Below are 15659 nucleotides of genomic sequence, written 5' to 3'. Positions count from 1 at the left end.
AAATCATTAATTCCTTTTGACAAACATATCCGTCGTGGCTAGTATCGACCGAAATTTTCCGCCAATCGACTGATTTTTCAGCGCAAATCTATCGACTCATGCAGCACCGCTCCTTCACCCAGGCTTGCACGCGCGTCGCCGCCGGGATGTTCATAGGCGTCTTGATCGCTGCCGCTCCCGGCGCGTTCGCCGACGAAGTCAGCAGTTCAAATCAAAATGCCGTCAATTCGGCTCAGTCCGACATCGGTTTCCTTCCGCAGAATGCCCAGCAGCAGCCCAATGGCGCGGCCGCGCCGGCGAAGAGCCAGGGCGGCGCGAAGTCGTTCCTCTCCGGCATGGCGGGCAGGGCGGGCGACGTCGTCGTCGGCGCGCTGAACATGATCGGCGTGCGTTATCGCTGGGGCGGCAACACCCCGGATTCGGGGCTCGATTGCAGCGGCTTCGTGCGCTACGTGTTCCAGGACACGCTCGGCATGTCGTTGCCGCGCCGCGCCGAGGAGATGAGCCGCGTGGGTGAAAAGGTGCGGATGAGCGAGCTGAAGCCGGGCGATCTCGTGTTCTTCAACACGATGCGCCGGACGTTCTCGCATGTCGGCATTTATATCGGTGACAACAAATTCGTGCATTCGCCGTCGACGGGCAGCACGATCCGCGTGGACGATCTCGATAGCAGCTATTGGGAAAAGCGCTTCACCGGTGCACGCCGGATCGAGACGCAGTTCACGACGAAACCCGACGATCTGCGTCAGCGCGTGCGCGCGACGATCGGTGACAGCGGCGGCAACTGAGTAGTCGGCCGCGCTCCGGCTCGGCGCCTGAGTCGACCGAGTCGAAACCCCGCCATCCAGTTGGGATGACGGGGTTTTTGTTTAAGCGTGCCCCATTTTGGCGTGCTGGACGCGCGCTTGCTGCCGAAGCGCGGCCGCGTGTGGCGCGATGTGCTCGCTTACGCCGCCGCCGGGCGCACGGCCGCCAGCTTGCGCTGCAACTCCGGCATGATCCGCGCAACCGCTTCCTCGCCCGCCAGGATGGCCGCGTTGCGCTGGTTGAAGTCGCTGCCGCCCATTGCGGCGAGGTTCGGCCGGATCACGACATCCGCGTACTTGTCGAGTTCGTAGGTCTTGATCGTCTGCCCCATGATCGTGAACGTTTGCAGCAGCATCTCGATCGGGTTTTGCGTCGCAGCGCCTTCGGGGCGCGCGGAAATGTCGACCGCGATCACGAAGTCGGCTCCCATCCTGCGCGCGAACGACGCGGGCACGGGGCTGACGAGTCCACCGTCGACATACTCGTGATCACCAATTCGCACCGGCTCGAACACGGACGGCACGCTGCACGACGCCCGCACCGCGAGCCCGGTGTTGCCGCGCTGGAACAGCAGCGGCTGGCCGCTTTTCAGATCGGTCGCGACAATGCCGAGCGGCTTGGCCATCTTCTCGATCGGCCGGTTGTTGAGCGTCTTGTTGATGAAATTCTGCAGCGCCATGCCTTGCAGCAGGCCGCGCGAGCGGAACGGCACGGCCCAGTCGCTGATCGACGCCTCGTCCATCGCAAGCGCGAGCTTGTTGATGGCGAGCGCATTCATGCCTGACGCATACAGCGCGCCGACGACCGAGCCCGCGCTCGTGCCGGCGACGATCTCGACCGCAATGCCGCGCGCTTCGAGCGCCTTCAACACGCCGACGTGCGCGAAGCCGCGCGCGGCGCCGCCGCCGAGCGCGATGCCGATGCGCACCGGGCGCGGCTGCGGCGGATTCGTCGGCGGCGTGACGGCGCCCGACGTGGTCGGCTTGGTGCCGAACGACGTGCAGGCGGCGAGCGCGGCTGACGCGCAGGTGAGCGTGAAGGTGCGACGTGACGGGCTGCGAAGCGGCATCGATTTCATTCTCCGGCGGCAAGCCGCGCTGAGTGCGTGACAGATGCACGGCATGCGCGGCGAAAATTCGGCGGCCTTGCCGCGCCGATCGCCGGATGGCAGGCGGATCGCGGGCAAACGCGAACAATCGCGGCCGGCCGTGCGCGGCCGCCAACGCGGACGCGGCGCACATCATAAAGCAACTGCCGGGGCGGTGCGAAAGTCACATGGCGCTTGACGGCGGGCGGCCCCGGAAACCGCGGCGCGGCGAGTATAATTCGTGCTCTTTCAGTTCCGGCCGTATGCGCGCCCGGGCGTTCGCCGCGCGGCGGGCGCTGCCGGCCGCGTCGTTTCAATTGATGCGCCGCTTGAGGCGTTCGAGCTATCGTTTATGACCCGTCCTGTCCGCACCCGTTTCGCGCCGAGCCCCACGGGCTTCATCCATTTGGGCAACCTGCGTTCCGCGTTGTATCCGTGGGCATTCGCCCGTAAGACGAAAGGCGCGTTCGTGCTGCGCATCGAGGATACCGACGTCGAGCGTTCGAGCCAGGAAGCGGTGGACGCCATTCTCGAAGGCATGGCATGGCTGGGCCTCGATTACGACGAAGGTCCGTATTACCAGATGCAGCGGATGGACCGCTATCGCGAAGTGCTTGCCAAGATGCAGGAGCAGGGGCTTGTCTACCCGTGCTACATGTCGATGGAGGAGCTTGACGCGCTGCGCGAGCGGCAGCGTGCGGCGGGCGAAAAGCCGCGCTATGACGGCACCTGGCGCCCCGAGCCGGGCAAGGTGCTGCCCGAGCCGCCTGCCGGCGTGCAGCCGGTGCTGCGTTTCAAGAATCCGCTGACGGGCACGGTGGCGTGGGACGACGCGGTGAAGGGGCGCGTCGAGATCTCGAACGAGGAACTCGACGACCTGATCGTCGCGCGGCCGGACGGCACGCCGATGTATAACTTCTGCGTCGTCGTCGACGATATCGACATGGGCATCACACACGTGATTCGCGGCGACGATCACGTGAACAATACGCCGCGCCAGATCAATATCCTGCGCGCGCTTGGCGCCGAGGCGCCGGTCTACGCGCATCTGCCGACCGTGCTGAACGAGGCGGGCGAGAAGATGAGCAAGCGGCATGGCGCAATGAGCGTGATGGGCTATCGCGATGCGGGCTTTCTGCCCGAGGCGGTGCTCAACTATCTCGCGCGCCTCGGCTGGTCGCACGGCGACGCGGAGATCTTCTCGCGCGAGCAGTTCGTCGAATGGTTCGATCTCGAACATCTCGGCAAGTCGCCCGCGCAGTACGATCACAACAAGCTGATGTGGTTGAACAACCATTACATCAAGGAAGCGGACGACACGCGCCTCGCGGAGTTGTCGAAGCCGTTTTTCGCGGCGCTCGGTATCGACGCTGCGGCGCTCGCGAGCGGACCGGATCTTCCCGCCGTGATCGGATTGATGAAGGACCGCGCATCGACGATCAAGGAGATCGCGGAAAACGCCGCGATGTTTTACCGCACGCCCGCGCCCGATGCCGACGCGCTCGCGCAGTACGTGAGCGATGCGGTGCGTCCGGCGCTTGCCGAATTTGCCGCCGCGCTCAAGCAGGTCGAATGGACCAAGGAGGCAATCGCATCCGCGTTGAAGGCGACGCTTGCCGCGCACAAGCTCAAGATGCCGCAACTCGCGATGCCGGTGCGCCTGCTCGTCGCGGGCACGACGCACACGCCTTCGATCGACGCGGTGCTGATGCTGTTCGGCCGCGACGTTGTCGTATCGCGTCTCGAGGCGGCGCACGCGTAAGCGGGAGGCGTGCCGCCGTGTGCCGATCAAGTGCCTGCACGGGGCGGCTCGAAAAAAATCGATTGAATCGCAAATAGGGTATTTACAAACGCCAAGACGGACTCTACAATCTCGCTTCTCTGTTGTTCAGCAGTCTTCGAGACACGGGGGTATAGCTCAGCTGGGAGAGCGCTTGCATGGCATGCAAGAGGTCAGCGGTTCGATCCCGCTTACCTCCACCAGTTGAACCGCAGAGTAAATAAAGTTTGTGAAGCATCGTGTGACAGAAAATGCTTCACAAACGGAATGAAAGAAGTTAGAATTTCGTTCTCTGCTGTTGATGAAAATTAATAGCAAGAACAAAGCGGTAAGACAGATCTGAAAAGATTTTGTCCCCTTCGTCTAGAGGCCTAGGACATCACCCTTTCACGGTGAGTACAGGGGTTCGAATCCCCTAGGGGACGCCAAACATCGGCGCTGTTTCGAAAGAGGCGGCGCAGCCGGCAGGAGCGTAACCGACGCTTGCCGGTCGGTGCAGGAAGTGGAGCGGTAGTTCAGTCGGTTAGAATACCGGCCTGTCACGCCGGGGGTCGCGGGTTCGAGTCCCGTCCGCTCCGCCAAATCGAAAGCCCGTTCAGGCTGCATATTTGAACGGGCTTTTTCGTTAAAGGTGTAAGCAGTACGTTGTCCCCTTCGTCTAGAGGCCTAGGACATCACCCTTTCACGGTGAGTACAGGGGTTCGAATCCCCTAGGGGACGCCAAACATCGGCGCTGTTTCGAAAGAGGCGGCGCAGCCGGCAGGAGCGTAACCGACGCTTGCCGGTCGGTGCAGGAAGTGGAGCGGTAGTTCAGTCGGTTAGAATACCGGCCTGTCACGCCGGGGGTCGCGGGTTCGAGTCCCGTCCGCTCCGCCAAATTCAAAGCCCGTTCAGGAATGCCTGAACGGGCTTTTTGTTTTGCATCGCTGCCGCTTATCTGCACGCGCCGGTGATCCGCGCCGCGACGGGGCTGCGTTGTCGTAGGCATGCTCGTGGCTTATGCGTGCAAATTGGCATTGCAACCCGTGGCGGCTGCGCTATCGTGGCGTTGACACAGGCTTTGCGAACCCGCCATGTCCGATTCCGCCGCTGATCCGTTCGTTTATTCATTGCGTCCCGCGCAGCCGTGCGACTTCGATTTTGCGGAAGCGCTGACGCACGGCAATATGAATGCGTACTATCAACGCCACGGCCTCAAGTGGCGAGCCGATCTTTTTTTTGCAAGCTGGCGCGATTCGGAAAACTTTATCCTTGAACTCGATGGCGAGCCGATCGGTTTGCTGCGGATTACCGAAGAGGGCGATTCGCTGCATATTCGGGACGTGCAAATCACGCCGGGCTACCGGCAGCGCGGCGCGGGCACGTATTTGCTCGACATGTCCCACCGCTTCGCGCTGGCGCGTGGATTACACGAGACGCAGTTGCGCGTGTTCGTCGACAATCCGGCGGCGCGCCTGTATTTGCGCATGGGCTACCGGCTCGCGGGGCCGCGTCTCGCACAACTCGGCTCGATTCGGCATATGGTGCGGCCGGTGCGGCGGTGACGCGCGGCGTATGCCGGCGGCGCGGCGTGAACGGGGGCTGCGCTCGCGCTATAGCAGCGGCCTGTTGTCGCCGTCGTCCGACGGCGGCGCGCCGGCATCGGCCGCCGCATCCGCGCCGCCGCGCTGAATGAACGCGCGCGGGCTCGCGCCGAACGCGCGCCTGAACATTGCCGAGAATGCGCTCTGACTTCGGTAACCGAGTTCGTTCGCGATGCGCGACAGCGGCCGCCCCTGGTTCAGCAACGGGATCGCGCGGGCGAGCAGCGCTTGTTGCCGCCATTGCGAGAAGCTCACGCCGAGTTCGTGCCTGAAAAGACGCGCGATCGTTCTCGTGCTCGCGCCGACGCTCGTTGCCCAATATTCAAGCGATTCGCCTTGCGCCGGTTTCGCGAGCACCGCTTCGCACAGCGCGCGCAGCCGCTTTTCGGTCGGCATCGGCACCGCGAGCGGCAACGGCTCGGCGTGCGCGAGTTCGTCGAGCACGAGCGCGCCGAGCAGCCGTTCGCGCGCGTGGCCGAGCGGCTTGGCGTCGAGCGCGATGATCAGCTCGCGCAGCAGCCCCGATACCTCGACGACACGGCACGCGTCGAGCCCCTTCGGCACCGCCGATGCGTCGACATACAGCGTGCGCAGATAGGCCTCCTCGACAATCACCACTTCATGCTCGATTTGCGGCGGCACCCAGATCGCGCGCGACGGCGGCACGACCCAGGTTACATCGGCCGTGGCAAGCCGCAGCACGCCGCGCGACGCATACGCGAGCTGCGCCCACGCATGGGAGTGCGCGGGCACGCGCATGCCCGACGGTACCGGGCGGGCGCGCACGCGCATCGGACGCGCGGCGTCCGGCGCGAATTCGGACGGAACGTCGAACGTGCCGGCGCCGGCGGGCGGCTGCGTTGAACGGGGAACGGACGGGCTCATCGATGATCGAAGACGGGGCAATTGGCGTCCGGCTATTGTAGGGCGAGCGCTCTACCTGACGCAGCGCAATGGTCTTGGCCGATAATGCCGGATCGTCGCGGTACGAATCGAATTCGATCGAATCATCCAGGAGCTTTCGACATGACGTTTGCCACCACCGATCTTTGCGACGCGAACGAGAGCCGGCTCGCCGCCGGCACGCTGCGGGTGCTCGAGCCCGTGTTCCGCTCGTTCGGCGGCGTGACGCGTTTTGCCGGCCCGGCCGCGACGCTCAAGCTGTTCGAGGACAATACGCTCGTGCGGACGGCGCTCGAAGCGCCGGGCGCGGGGCGGGTGCTGGTCGTCGACGGCGGCGGCAGCCTGCGCTGCGCGCTGGTCGGCGGCAATCTCGGCAAACTCGCCGAGCACAACGGCTGGGCCGGCATCATCGTGAACGGCTGCGTGCGCGATACACACGAGCTTGCCGAGTGCGCGCTCGGCGTGCTGGCGCTCGCGTCGCATCCGCGCAAGAGCGACAAACGCAATAGCGGCCAGTGCGACCTGACCGTCGACGTGCGCGGCACGCGAATCGTGCCGGGCGACTGGATCTATGCGGATGCCGACGGCGTGCTCGTCAGCGACGCCGCGCTGATCGACTGACGCGACGGCCTGTCCCGGCCGGGGCGGTGCGAATCATCATGCTGCGAGGACTTCACAATGCGCCACGTTTTCGTCTACGGCACGCTCAGAGCCGGCGAAATCAACGATATCGGCCGCGCGGCGGCGAAGCACGGCATCGTGCAGCCGACGCTGATCGGCGCGGCCGCGATGCCGGGCCGGCTCTACGATTTCGGCCGTTACCCTGGGATGATCGCGGCGGCGGGCCGCGATCTCGTGTGGGGGGACGTCTATGCAGTCGACGAGCGGCTCGTGCCGGTGCTCGACGAGATCGAAGGCGTGTTTCCGGGCATCGCCGGGCTGTTCGTATCGCAGCACGCGGCGATCGAACTCGGCGGCCGGCGTTACGAGTGTCTGTATTATCCGGTCGTCGCGCATGCGGCTGCGGGCAAGCCGCGAATCGAATCCGGCGATTGGGTGCAGTATCGCCGCGCGCGGGTGGATTGAAGGGCGCTGCATTCGCTGCGCCCAGGCGGTGATGCCCGTCGGTGAGCCAGCCGGTTGCCGGGCGGCGAAATCGCGCCGGCCACAGCCACGCTTTTCGCAAGACGCCTGGCTGCGAGCCGCGCACGGCGCGAGAGGGTTGGGTTCGACAGCCGTGTTATTCGATCGATGCCGCGGAGCAATACCGAATGCGCTGCTTTCGATATACGGGGGACCCGATCGCAGTAGGCGTGCGTTTGTCGATGCCATACCGCTGCCGTGGCGCGTGAAAAACGTCAGCGTTTGCGATCGGCATCGTGCGTGCATGAAAAAAGCGCGCATCCGTCGAGGATGCGCGCGTTGCGGCGGACCAGCTTCGCCGCCGGCCCGGGATGCTGTTCCACGCGTTAGATTTCTTCGTACAGCGGCAGCGTCAGGAACTCGGTGAAGTTTTCCGACGTCGACATTTGCTCGAAGATCGCCGCAGCGCGGTCATACGGTGCCGTATCGCCCGTGATGACGTTCTTCACGTTGCCGAGTTCGGCTTTCGCGTATTCGCGCACCAGCTCGGCGGTGACCTTGCGGCCGTCGTCGAGCACGCCCTTCGGCGAACGGATCCATTGCCACACCTGCGAGCGCGAGATTTCGGCCGTCGCCGCATCTTCCATCAGGTTGTGGATCGGCACGCAGCCGTTGCCCGCGAGCCATGAGCCCAGATAGTGGATGCCAACGTTGATGTTGTTGCGCAGGCCCGCTTCGGTGATCGGCGCTTCTGGCTGGAAGTCGAGCAGGTTCTTGCCTTCGATCTGTACGTCGTCGCGCTGCTTGTCGATCTGGTTCGGCTTGTCGCCGAGCACCTTGACGAACTCCTCCATCGCGAGCGGCACGAGCCCCGGATGCGCGACCCAGCCGCCGTCGTAGCCGTCGCCCGCGTCGCGCGCCTTGTCCGCGCGCACGCCCGCCATCGCGCGCTCGTTTGCCTGCGGATCGTTCTTGATCGGAATCAGCGCGCTCATCCCGCCGATTGCCGGCGCTTGGCGCTTGTGGCAGGTCTTCAGCAGCAGCAGCGCGTAGGCGCGCATGAACGGCACGGTCATCGTGATCTTCGCGCGATCGGCGAGGCAGAAGTCGCGGTCGTTTTTGAATTTCTTGATCGCCGAGAAGATGTAGTCCCAGCGGCCGGCGTTCAGGCCCGAGCTGTGTTCGCGCAGTTCGTACAGGATTTCGTCCATTTCGAATGCGGCAAGGATCGTCTCGATCAGCACGGTCGCGCGGATCGTGCCGCGCGGAATGCCGACGGCTTCCTGCGCGGCGACGAAGATATCGTTCCAAAGGCGGGCCTCGAGATGGCTTTCCATCTTCGGCAGATAGAAGTACGGGCCCGAGCCGCGCGCGATCAGCTCCTTCGCGTTGTGGAACAGGTACAGCGCGAAGTCGAAGATGCCGCCGGACACGCGCTGGCCGTCGACCGTCACGTGCTTCTCGTCGAGGTGCCAGCCGCGCGGACGCACGATCAGCGTCGCGATCTTGTCGTTCAGTTTGTACGACTTGCCGTTCTGCTCGAGCGAGATGGTGCGGCGTACCGCGTCCTTCAGATTGATCTGGCCGTCGATCTGGTTCGTCCAGCTCGGCGCGTTCGAATCCTCGAAGTCCGTCATGTACGAATCGGCGCCCGAATTCAGTGCGTTGATGATCATCTTGCGCTCGACGGGGCCGGTGATCTCGACGCGGCGGCATTGCAGATCGACCGGCAGCGGGGCGACCTTCCAGTCGCCTTCGCGGATCGCCTTCGTCTCGGCGAGGAAGTCCGGGCGCTCGCCCGCGTCCAGGCGTTGAGTGCGCGCGGCGCGCGCGGCCAACAGCTCGCGGCGGCGCGGCTCGAACTGGCGATGCAACTGCGCGACGAGCGCGAGCGCGTCGGGCGTCAGGATCGCTTCATAGCCGGGCTGAATCTCGCCCGTGATCGCCATGCCTTGCGGCAGTTTCAGCGTCGTGGTCATCCGTTTCTCCTTGGTCGGTCAGTCAGTCAAAAAGTGGGGCATTGCTACGAGGCACGGCGCGCGGACGCGCGCTACGCGGCGGCACCCGGCGCCGCGCGCGTGCGGCTTGCGGGCTTCGGGGCCGCGGCCAGCGTGTCGATGAACGCGAGCAGATCGGCCATGCCGGCGCCGGTGCCGGTGCTCGGCGAACCGAGTTCCTCGGCCGGCGCGCCCGCGCGGTTGAGCCAGAACGTCCGGTAGCCGAACCAGCCGGCGCCGGCCGCGTCCCAGCCGTTCGACGAAACGAACACGATATCGGCCGGCGTGGCGTCGAACGCGGCCGTGCCGAGCGCGTAGGCGGCGGGCGACGGTTTGTACGCGCGCACCGCGTCGACCGACAGCACGCGATCGAACAGGCTGCTCATGCCGGCGCTCTTGAGCGCGATGTCGAGCATTTGCGGGTTGCCGTTGGACAGGATCGCCAGTTTCGGCGGGCTCGTGCGCGCGCGCAGCGCGCGCAATGTCGGCACGGTGTCCGGATACGTCGACAGGCATGCGTACTCATCCATCAGCCGCTTTTCCGCGGCAGCGGCCAGCGTCAGGCCGAGCGAGCGCGCGGCAAAGCGCAAGGCGTCGAGCGTCAGGTCCCAGAACGGCTTGTAGCGGCCGCCGTCCGGATCGGCGAGCGTGCGCAGTTGCGAATATTCGAGCTGCTTGCGCCGCCAGAGTTGCGATAGCGCGTCGCCTCGGCCGGGAAACATCTGCTCGGCGGCCGCGACGACCGCATGCACGTCGAACAGCGTGCCGTAGGCGTCGAACAGAACGGCTTTCGGGAAAGCGAACTGGGCGTCGGACATCGGATTGTGCTCCGCAATCGGAAACTGATTCGATTCTATTCGTGATCGCTTGCACTCAAAAAGACAATAATCATCACTTGATCTTTTACTTTTTCGTCACTAATCTGGTTCGGTTTCATCGTTTTCATCCTTTTTCAACCCATCAATAGATAGAACGGCTCGCGCCGTTCGTGCGCGGCATGGATCGCTTCAAGCAAATCGAGACGTTTGCCGCCGTTGCGGCAAAAGGCAGCCTGTCGGCGGCGGCGCACGCCGAAGGGGTCGCGCCTGCGATCATCGGGCGCAGGCTCGATGCGCTCGAGGAGCGGCTCGGCGTGAAACTCCTCGTGCGCACGACCCGCAAGCTCACGCTGACGTTCGAAGGTTCCGCGTTTCTCGAGGACTGCCAGCGGATCATCCACGACATGCACAACGCCGAGGCGAGCGTGTCGGCGGGCGGCGTGAAGGCGAGCGGGCATTTGCGCGTATCGGCGCCCGCGGGCTTCGGCCGGCGTCACGTCGCGCCGCTCGTGCCGGCATTCTGCGAGGCGCATCCGGACGTGTCGGTCACGCTCGATCTGTCCGACCGGATGGTCGATCTCGTCAACGAAGGCTTCGATTGCGCGGTGCGTCTGGGTGAGCTGCCCGATTCGTCGCTCGTGTCGCTCAAGCTCGGCGAGAACCGGCGCGTGTGCGTCGCGTCGCCCGTGTATCTGGCGCGTGCGGGCGTGCCGCAGACGCTCGCCGATCTCGCGCGCCACAACTGTCTCGCGCTCGCCGCGAATGCGAACCAGCAGCGCGGCTGGACTTTCGTCGACGACGGCAAGATCGTGTCGATTCGCGTGGCCGGCATGATGGAATGCTCCGACGGCGCGGTGCTGCATGAATGGTGCCTCGACGGCCACGGTCTCGCGTGGCGCTCGTGGTGGGAGGTCGGCGCGGATATCGCGGCGGGGCGGCTCGTGACCGTGCTCGACGCGTTCGCCGCGCCGCCGATCGGCATCCACGCGGTCTTTCCGCAGCGCCGGCATTTGCCGCTGAGGGTCCGGCTGTTTCTCGATTTCGTGAAGCATACCTACGAGCAGCCCGGTTACTGGGGCTGACGCGCGCGCGCCGCAGCGCGGCGCGCGCGTGCGATATGAGGGCGAACCCGACGTGGCGCTCGGCGCGGCGTTTTCGCGCACTACAATCAAGTTACCTGGTGCAGACGCGGGCGGGTTCGCACGGCCGGCTGCGCGCCGCGCGCGTCGAAGGGCGGCGGGTTGCGGGCGTATGCGCGGCCAGCCGCACAACGGTTGCCGACGGAGGCCGCCATGTTCAAGCACATCCTGGTTCCGACGGACGGTTCCGATCTGTCGAAAAAGGCGATTGACGGCGCAATCGATCTTGCACAGACGGTCGGCGCACGCGTGACCGCCTATGCGTGTTTGCCGCAGTATCCGTATTCGCCGTTTTCCGAAATGGTGATCGAGCCTCCCGCCGATTTTCGCGAGCGCAGCGAACGCGAGGCGCGTGCGCACCTGGCTGAGGTGGAGGACGCCGCGCGGCGCGCGGGCGTGGTGTGCGAATCGTGTACGAGCGTGCATCCGTCGCCATATCTCGGAATCATTGAAGCGGCGCAGCGCGGCGGCTGCGACGTGATCTTCATGGCGTCGCACGGCCGGCGCGGGCTCGGCAGCCTGTTGATCGGCAGCGAGACGCAGCGCGTGCTGACTCATACGAAGATTCCCGTGATCGTTTATCGATAGGGTTTGTGTGACGTTTGCGGCAGGCAGCGTCGAACGCGCGCACATGAGCGGGCGGCGGCGCGCCGCGCTGTGCTTTGCGCGCCGGCGTCACGCCGGGGTGATGAGCGGCGTGTCGCCCGGGTCAGGGATCAGCGGCATGCCGGGCAAACCGGGCGCTTGCACACCCAGCCCGGTTGGGTACGACGCGGCTGGCTCAGTTGCGCGGGCTTTGACTTCATGCGTCGCCCGCGAACCGACACGCGAAGGCGGGCACGATGCGCTTGCCGCCAGCGGTGCCCGGTGTCGGTCACTGAACCGCCGCGTCCGCGCGGCAGCGCGCGGACGCGGCGGGCAGTGCTCCCCCTGATGGATGGCTTTGCCGAGCGGCCACCCGATGGCGCCGCGCGCCGCGTCCGTGACGCGGTATGCGCCGCCGCCGGGGCAAGGCAACGTCAGGCTCAGGCGACCTTTTCGGCCTTTTGACCGTCGAAGAACTGCTCGTCTTCGGTCGAGCCGTGCAGCGCGGTCGTCGACGCTTCGCGCTCGACCGTCTGCGTGACCGCGTCGAAATAGCCGGTGCCGACTTCGCGCTGGTGCTTGACCGCCGTGAAGCCCTTGTCGGCCGCCGCGAACTCGGCCTGCTGCAACTCGACGAACGCGCTCATCTGCGTGCGTGCGTAGCCGTGCGCGAGGTTGAACATCGAGTAGTTCAGCGCGTGGAAGCCGGCCAGCGTGATGAACTGGAACTTGTAGCCCATCGCGCCGAGTTCCTTCTGGAACTTCGCGATCGTCGCGTCGTCGAGGTTCTTCTTCCAGTTGAACGACGGCGAGCAGTTGTACGACAGCAGCTTGCCCGGGAACTGCTTGTGGATCGCTTCGGCGAACTTCTTCGCGTATTCGAGATCCGGCTTGCCGGTTTCGCACCAGATCAGGTCGGCGTAAGGCGCATACGCGAGACCGCGCGAAATCGCCTGCTCGAGGCCCGGCTTGGTGCGGAAGAAGCCTTCCACCGTGCGCTCGCCGGTCAGGAACGGCTTGTCGTTGTCGTCGATGTCCGACGTGATGAGGTCGGCCGCTTCCGCGTCGGTGCGCGCGACCAGCACGGTCGGCACGCCGAGCACGTCGGCCGCGAGACGCGCGGCGGTGAGCTTGGCCACGGCTTCGCGGGTCGGCACGAGCACCTTGCCGCCCATGTGGCCGCACTTTTTCACCGATGCAAGCTGGTCCTCGAAGTGAACGCCCGATGCGCCGGCCTCGATCATCGCCTTCATCAGTTCGAACGCGTTCAGCACGCCGCCGAAGCCTGCTTCGGCGTCGGCCACGATCGGTGCGAAGAAGTCGACATAGCCTTCATCGCCCGGGTTTTTGCCTTCCGACCATTGGATCTGGTCGGCGCGCGTCAGCGTGTTATTGATGCGTTTGACGACGAGCGGCACCGAGTTCGCCGGGTACAGCGACTGGTCCGGGTACATTTCGCCCGCGACGTTTGCATCGCCCGCGACTTGCCAGCCCGACAGATAGATCGCCTTCAGGCCGGCCTTGACCTGCTGCATTGCCTGATTGCCGGTCAGCGCGCCGAGCGCGTTGACGAACGGCTCTTCGTTGATGAGGCTCCACAGCTTCTCGGCGCCGCGGCGCGCGAGCGTATGCTCGGGCTGGATCGAGCCGCGCAGACGCACGACGTCTTCGGCCGTGTACGCGCGCTTGATGCCTTTCCAGCGCGCATCGGTTTCCCATTGTTGTTGCAGTTCCTGAGCCTGTTGTTGACGCGTTGCCATGATGAATGCTCCTTGTTGGTCGTAGCCGTGATGATGGTGAACGGGTGGGGCGGCGGGCGCCCCGCTTCGTTAAGTCTTGTATAAGAGTCTAGGCAAATCGGTAGCGTCGAAACAGGGGCTTTTTCACATGTTTGAAAAAATTTTATCCTATATAAATCAATATATTATTTTATATATTTCACATTAAGGAATGTGGTTTCCTATCCTGCAATGGCTTCGGTTGTGCCACGCAGCATGGCTTTTTACGACGCAAAAGATTTTTTCGTATCGTGAAATTCCGGGGGCAAACAAAAACCGGCGCAAAAGCGCCGGTTCGGGAGGAGGGCAAGCCGGTCCGTTCTCACGGGCCGGCCGGCAAGCAGCCGGTCAGGCTGCCGAATTGCCGCGTCGCGGGCCGCGCGGGCCGTCGCTGCGCCGTGCGCCACGGTAACCACCGTCGCGGCTGCCACCCGGCTTGCCGCCGAAGCCGCCGTTGCCGTCACGGCTGCCGCCCGGCTTGCCGCCGAAGCGGCGGGCGCCATTGCCATTGCCGCCCGGCCGGCCGCGTCCGCCGCGGTCATTGCGCGGCGGCGGCGCCTTGCGCGGCTCGAAGCCCGCGACGACATTGACCGGCAACGACGTCCGCACGAAGCGCTCGATGCGCTTGAGCGCGCCTTGCTCGGCGTGATGCACGAGGCTCACCGCGGTGCCCGAACGGCCGGCGCGGCCGGTGCGGCCGATCCGGTGCACGTAGTCCTCGGCGAACTTCGGCAGGTCGTAGTTGAATACGTGCGTGATGCCGGGAATGTCGATCCCGCGCGCCGCGACATCGGTCGCGACGAGCACGCGCACGCGGCGCTCGCGCAGCGCGCGGATCGTCCGGTTGCGCGCGCCTTGGGGCAGATCGCCGTGCAGCGCGGCCGACTCGAAGCCCGCGTCGGCGAGACGGCCGGCCAGTTCGTCGGCGTCGAGCTTCGTCGCGGTGAAGATGATCGCCTGGTCGAGCGAGACGTCGCGCAGCAGATGGTCGAGCAAGCGGTTCTTGTGGTCGCGGTCGTCGACGTAATGCACGCTCTGCGCGATGTTCGTGCGCGATTCGATCTTCTGCGTAATCTCGATGCGCTCCGGGTCGGTCAGCAGGCGGTTCGTCAGCGAGCCGATCTTGCCGTCGAGCGTGGCCGAGAACAGCATCGTCTGGCGCGACGCCGGCGTCGCCGCGACGATCGTTTCGATATCGTCGATGAAGCCCATGTCGAGCATCCGGTCGGCCTCGTCGAGCACGAGCATCTTCAGCTCGGACAGGTCGATGCGACCGCGCTCGAGGTGATCGAGCAGGCGGCCCGGCGTCGCGACCAGGATCTCCGGGTTCTTCGCGAGCAGCATGAGCTGCTGGCCGTATGCGACGCCGCCGAGAATGCTGACGGTGCGCAGGCGGCGCAAATGCTTGCCGTAAGTCGACGCGGCCGTCGTCACTTGCATCGCAAGTTCGCGCGTCGGCGTGAGCACGAGCAGGCCGGGGCGCGCGACCGGCATCGGCCGGCGGCGGCGCTCGCCGTTGCGCGGCGAATCTTCGCGGGGCGCGCGCGGCTGCTGCGCCTGCGCCTTTTGAAGCTGCGCGAAGCGCTCGATCGCGGGCAGCATGAACGCGGCGGTCTTGCCGGAACCCGTCGGGCTCGACACGAGCAGGTCGCGGCCTGCGATGCCGGCCGGAATCGCGCGCTCCTGCACCGGCGTCGGCTTCACGTAGCCGGCCGCTTGCAGTGCCGAGACGATTTCCGGCGACAGCCCGAGCGAAGCGAAGGTGGGGCCGTCGACAGCCTGCGCTTGCGGCGCGGCGTCAGTCTGGGCAGGCGTCTGGCCGTCGATCACGTCGTTCGCGATGGCGGTCAGCGGGCTGATGGGGTTGCTCGAAGTCATGTCAATCCTTGAAACACGGTGGGTCGAACGTCGCGCCAATCGCGCATGCCCAAGTCGACGGATTCATCGAGCAAATCGGGAAACGTGGCGATTGCCCGCGCGCTTTCGTGTGCGGGCAACATTTCGTTAGAAGCTGTTTTGGGTGCGGCGCGCATCGGCTGCGCATGCCGCCAGCCTGAGACTTGACAGCCCGTTGGGGCTACGCAGGAAGGGACAGGTTC

At 65.3% G+C, this 15659-nt stretch carries 12 protein-coding genes, 5 tRNA genes and 1 pseudogene; 12 read left to right on the top strand and 6 right to left on the bottom strand.

What is annotated here, in order from left to right:
- Positions 1–98 precede the first annotated feature (98 nt).
- Positions 99–788, top strand: a complete 690-nt coding sequence (locus tag BSIN_RS04505) for a C40 family peptidase (protein WP_089339622.1) — start codon at positions 99–101, stop codon at positions 786–788.
- Between the two features lie 158 nt (positions 789–946).
- On the opposite strand, the pseudogene BSIN_RS04500 reads toward BSIN_RS04505, so the two are convergent.
- Positions 947–2003, bottom strand: a pseudogene (locus BSIN_RS04500) (patatin-like phospholipase family protein).
- 243 nt (positions 2004–2246) lie between these two features.
- Here BSIN_RS04500 and gltX point away from each other — a divergent pair.
- The 7 genes from gltX (at position 2247) to BSIN_RS04465 (ending at position 5218) form a co-directional block, all read left to right on the top strand.
- Positions 2247–3656 (top strand): glutamate--tRNA ligase, encoded by a 1410-nt coding sequence (gene gltX / locus BSIN_RS04495; RefSeq protein ID WP_089339643.1) that lies wholly within the window; start codon positions 2247–2249, stop codon positions 3654–3656.
- Between the two features lie 145 nt (positions 3657–3801).
- Positions 3802–3877 (top strand) — tRNA-Ala (locus BSIN_RS04490).
- Positions 3878–4026: 149 nt separating this feature from the next.
- Positions 4027–4102, top strand: a tRNA-Glu gene (locus tag BSIN_RS04485).
- Positions 4103–4178: 76 nt separating this feature from the next.
- Positions 4179–4255: transfer RNA gene (locus BSIN_RS04480), tRNA-Asp, on the top strand.
- Between the two features lie 66 nt (positions 4256–4321).
- Positions 4322–4397, top strand: a tRNA-Glu gene (locus BSIN_RS04475).
- A gap of 76 nt (positions 4398–4473) precedes the next feature.
- Positions 4474–4550 (top strand) — tRNA-Asp (locus BSIN_RS04470).
- A 197-nt stretch (positions 4551–4747) separates the two neighbouring features.
- Positions 4748–5218, top strand: coding sequence for a GNAT family N-acetyltransferase (locus tag BSIN_RS04465; protein WP_089339621.1), 471 nt, complete (start codon positions 4748–4750; stop codon positions 5216–5218).
- 48 nt (positions 5219–5266) lie between these two features.
- On the opposite strand, the gene BSIN_RS04460 is transcribed toward BSIN_RS04465, so the two are convergent.
- Positions 5267–6142 (bottom strand): AraC family transcriptional regulator, encoded by an 876-nt coding sequence (locus BSIN_RS04460; RefSeq protein ID WP_069234186.1) that lies wholly within the window; start codon positions 6140–6142, stop codon positions 5267–5269.
- Positions 6143–6283: 141 nt separating this feature from the next.
- Here BSIN_RS04460 and rraA point away from each other — a divergent pair, with 141 nt between their 5' ends.
- Together rraA and BSIN_RS04450 are read left to right on the top strand one after the other, a co-directional pair.
- Entirely contained in the window at positions 6284–6781 is a 498-nt protein-coding gene (gene rraA / locus BSIN_RS04455) for a ribonuclease E activity regulator RraA (RefSeq protein WP_089339620.1), read from the top strand.
- 57 nt (positions 6782–6838) lie between these two features.
- Positions 6839–7246 (top strand): gamma-glutamylcyclotransferase family protein, encoded by a 408-nt coding sequence (locus tag BSIN_RS04450; RefSeq protein ID WP_089339619.1) that lies wholly within the window; start codon positions 6839–6841, stop codon positions 7244–7246.
- Positions 7247–7629: 383 nt separating this feature from the next.
- On the opposite strand, the gene aceB is transcribed toward BSIN_RS04450, so the two are convergent.
- Both aceB and BSIN_RS04440 read right to left on the bottom strand, forming a co-directional pair.
- A complete protein-coding gene (aceB, locus tag BSIN_RS04445; protein ID WP_089339618.1) occupies positions 7630–9222 on the bottom strand; it encodes a malate synthase A in 1593 nt (530 codons plus the stop codon).
- Between the two features lie 71 nt (positions 9223–9293).
- Positions 9294–10058, bottom strand: coding sequence for a haloacid dehalogenase type II (locus tag BSIN_RS04440; RefSeq protein WP_089339617.1), 765 nt, complete (start codon positions 10056–10058; stop codon positions 9294–9296).
- 179 nt (positions 10059–10237) lie between these two features.
- On the opposite strand from BSIN_RS04440, the gene BSIN_RS04435 reads away from it, so the two are divergent.
- Together BSIN_RS04435 and BSIN_RS04430 are read left to right on the top strand one after the other, a co-directional pair.
- Entirely contained in the window at positions 10238–11140 is a 903-nt protein-coding gene (locus BSIN_RS04435) for a LysR family transcriptional regulator (protein ID WP_059516781.1), read from the top strand.
- A 210-nt stretch (positions 11141–11350) separates the two neighbouring features.
- The gene (locus BSIN_RS04430; protein WP_059516783.1) at positions 11351–11785 is read left to right on the top strand and encodes a universal stress protein; all 435 of its coding nucleotides are present in this window, start codon (positions 11351–11353) and stop codon (positions 11783–11785) included.
- Positions 11786–12222: 437 nt separating this feature from the next.
- Here BSIN_RS04430 and aceA read toward each other — a convergent pair whose 3' ends face one another.
- Together aceA and BSIN_RS04420 are read right to left on the bottom strand one after the other, a co-directional pair.
- Positions 12223–13542, bottom strand: a complete 1320-nt coding sequence (gene aceA, locus BSIN_RS04425; protein WP_059516785.1) for an isocitrate lyase — start codon at positions 13540–13542, stop codon at positions 12223–12225.
- Between the two features lie 366 nt (positions 13543–13908).
- On the bottom strand, positions 13909–15438 hold the full coding sequence (locus tag BSIN_RS04420; protein WP_059516787.1) for a DEAD/DEAH box helicase: 1530 nt from the start codon (positions 15436–15438) through the stop codon (positions 13909–13911).
- Between the last annotated feature and the right edge of the window lie 221 nt (positions 15439–15659).

This window comes from Burkholderia singularis, from assembly GCF_900176645.1.
In the GTDB taxonomy this organism is placed as follows: domain Bacteria; phylum Pseudomonadota; class Gammaproteobacteria; order Burkholderiales; family Burkholderiaceae; genus Burkholderia; species Burkholderia singularis.
The sequence above is the reverse complement of the archived record's forward strand: the minus strand, read 5'-3'. Positions and strand labels throughout refer to the sequence as shown.

Excerpts from the sequence above, each read along its gene's own strand:
- BSIN_RS04465 (WP_089339621.1), top strand. The coding sequence starts at position 4,748 with ATGTCCGATTCCGCCGCTGATCCGTTCGTTTATTCATTGCGTCCCGCG.
- BSIN_RS04430 (WP_059516783.1), top strand. The coding sequence starts at position 11,351 with ATGTTCAAGCACATCCTGGTTCCGACGGACGGTTCCGATCTGTCGAAA.
- gltX (WP_089339643.1), top strand. The coding sequence starts at position 2,247 with ATGACCCGTCCTGTCCGCACCCGTTTCGCGCCGAGCCCCACGGGCTTC.
- BSIN_RS04440 (WP_089339617.1), bottom strand. The coding sequence starts at position 10,058 with ATGTCCGACGCCCAGTTCGCTTTCCCGAAAGCCGTTCTGTTCGACGCC.
- BSIN_RS04420 (WP_059516787.1), bottom strand. The coding sequence starts at position 15,438 with ATGACTTCGAGCAACCCCATCAGCCCGCTGACCGCCATCGCGAACGAC.
- rraA (WP_089339620.1), top strand. The coding sequence starts at position 6,284 with ATGACGTTTGCCACCACCGATCTTTGCGACGCGAACGAGAGCCGGCTC.
- BSIN_RS04505 (WP_089339622.1), top strand. The coding sequence starts at position 99 with ATGCAGCACCGCTCCTTCACCCAGGCTTGCACGCGCGTCGCCGCCGGG.
- aceB (WP_089339618.1), bottom strand. The coding sequence starts at position 9,222 with ATGACCACGACGCTGAAACTGCCGCAAGGCATGGCGATCACGGGCGAG.
- BSIN_RS04435 (WP_059516781.1), top strand. The coding sequence starts at position 10,238 with ATGGATCGCTTCAAGCAAATCGAGACGTTTGCCGCCGTTGCGGCAAAA.
- BSIN_RS04460 (WP_069234186.1), bottom strand. The coding sequence starts at position 6,142 with ATGAGCCCGTCCGTTCCCCGTTCAACGCAGCCGCCCGCCGGCGCCGGC.
- aceA (WP_059516785.1), bottom strand. The coding sequence starts at position 13,542 with ATGGCAACGCGTCAACAACAGGCTCAGGAACTGCAACAACAATGGGAA.
- BSIN_RS04450 (WP_089339619.1), top strand. The coding sequence starts at position 6,839 with ATGCGCCACGTTTTCGTCTACGGCACGCTCAGAGCCGGCGAAATCAAC.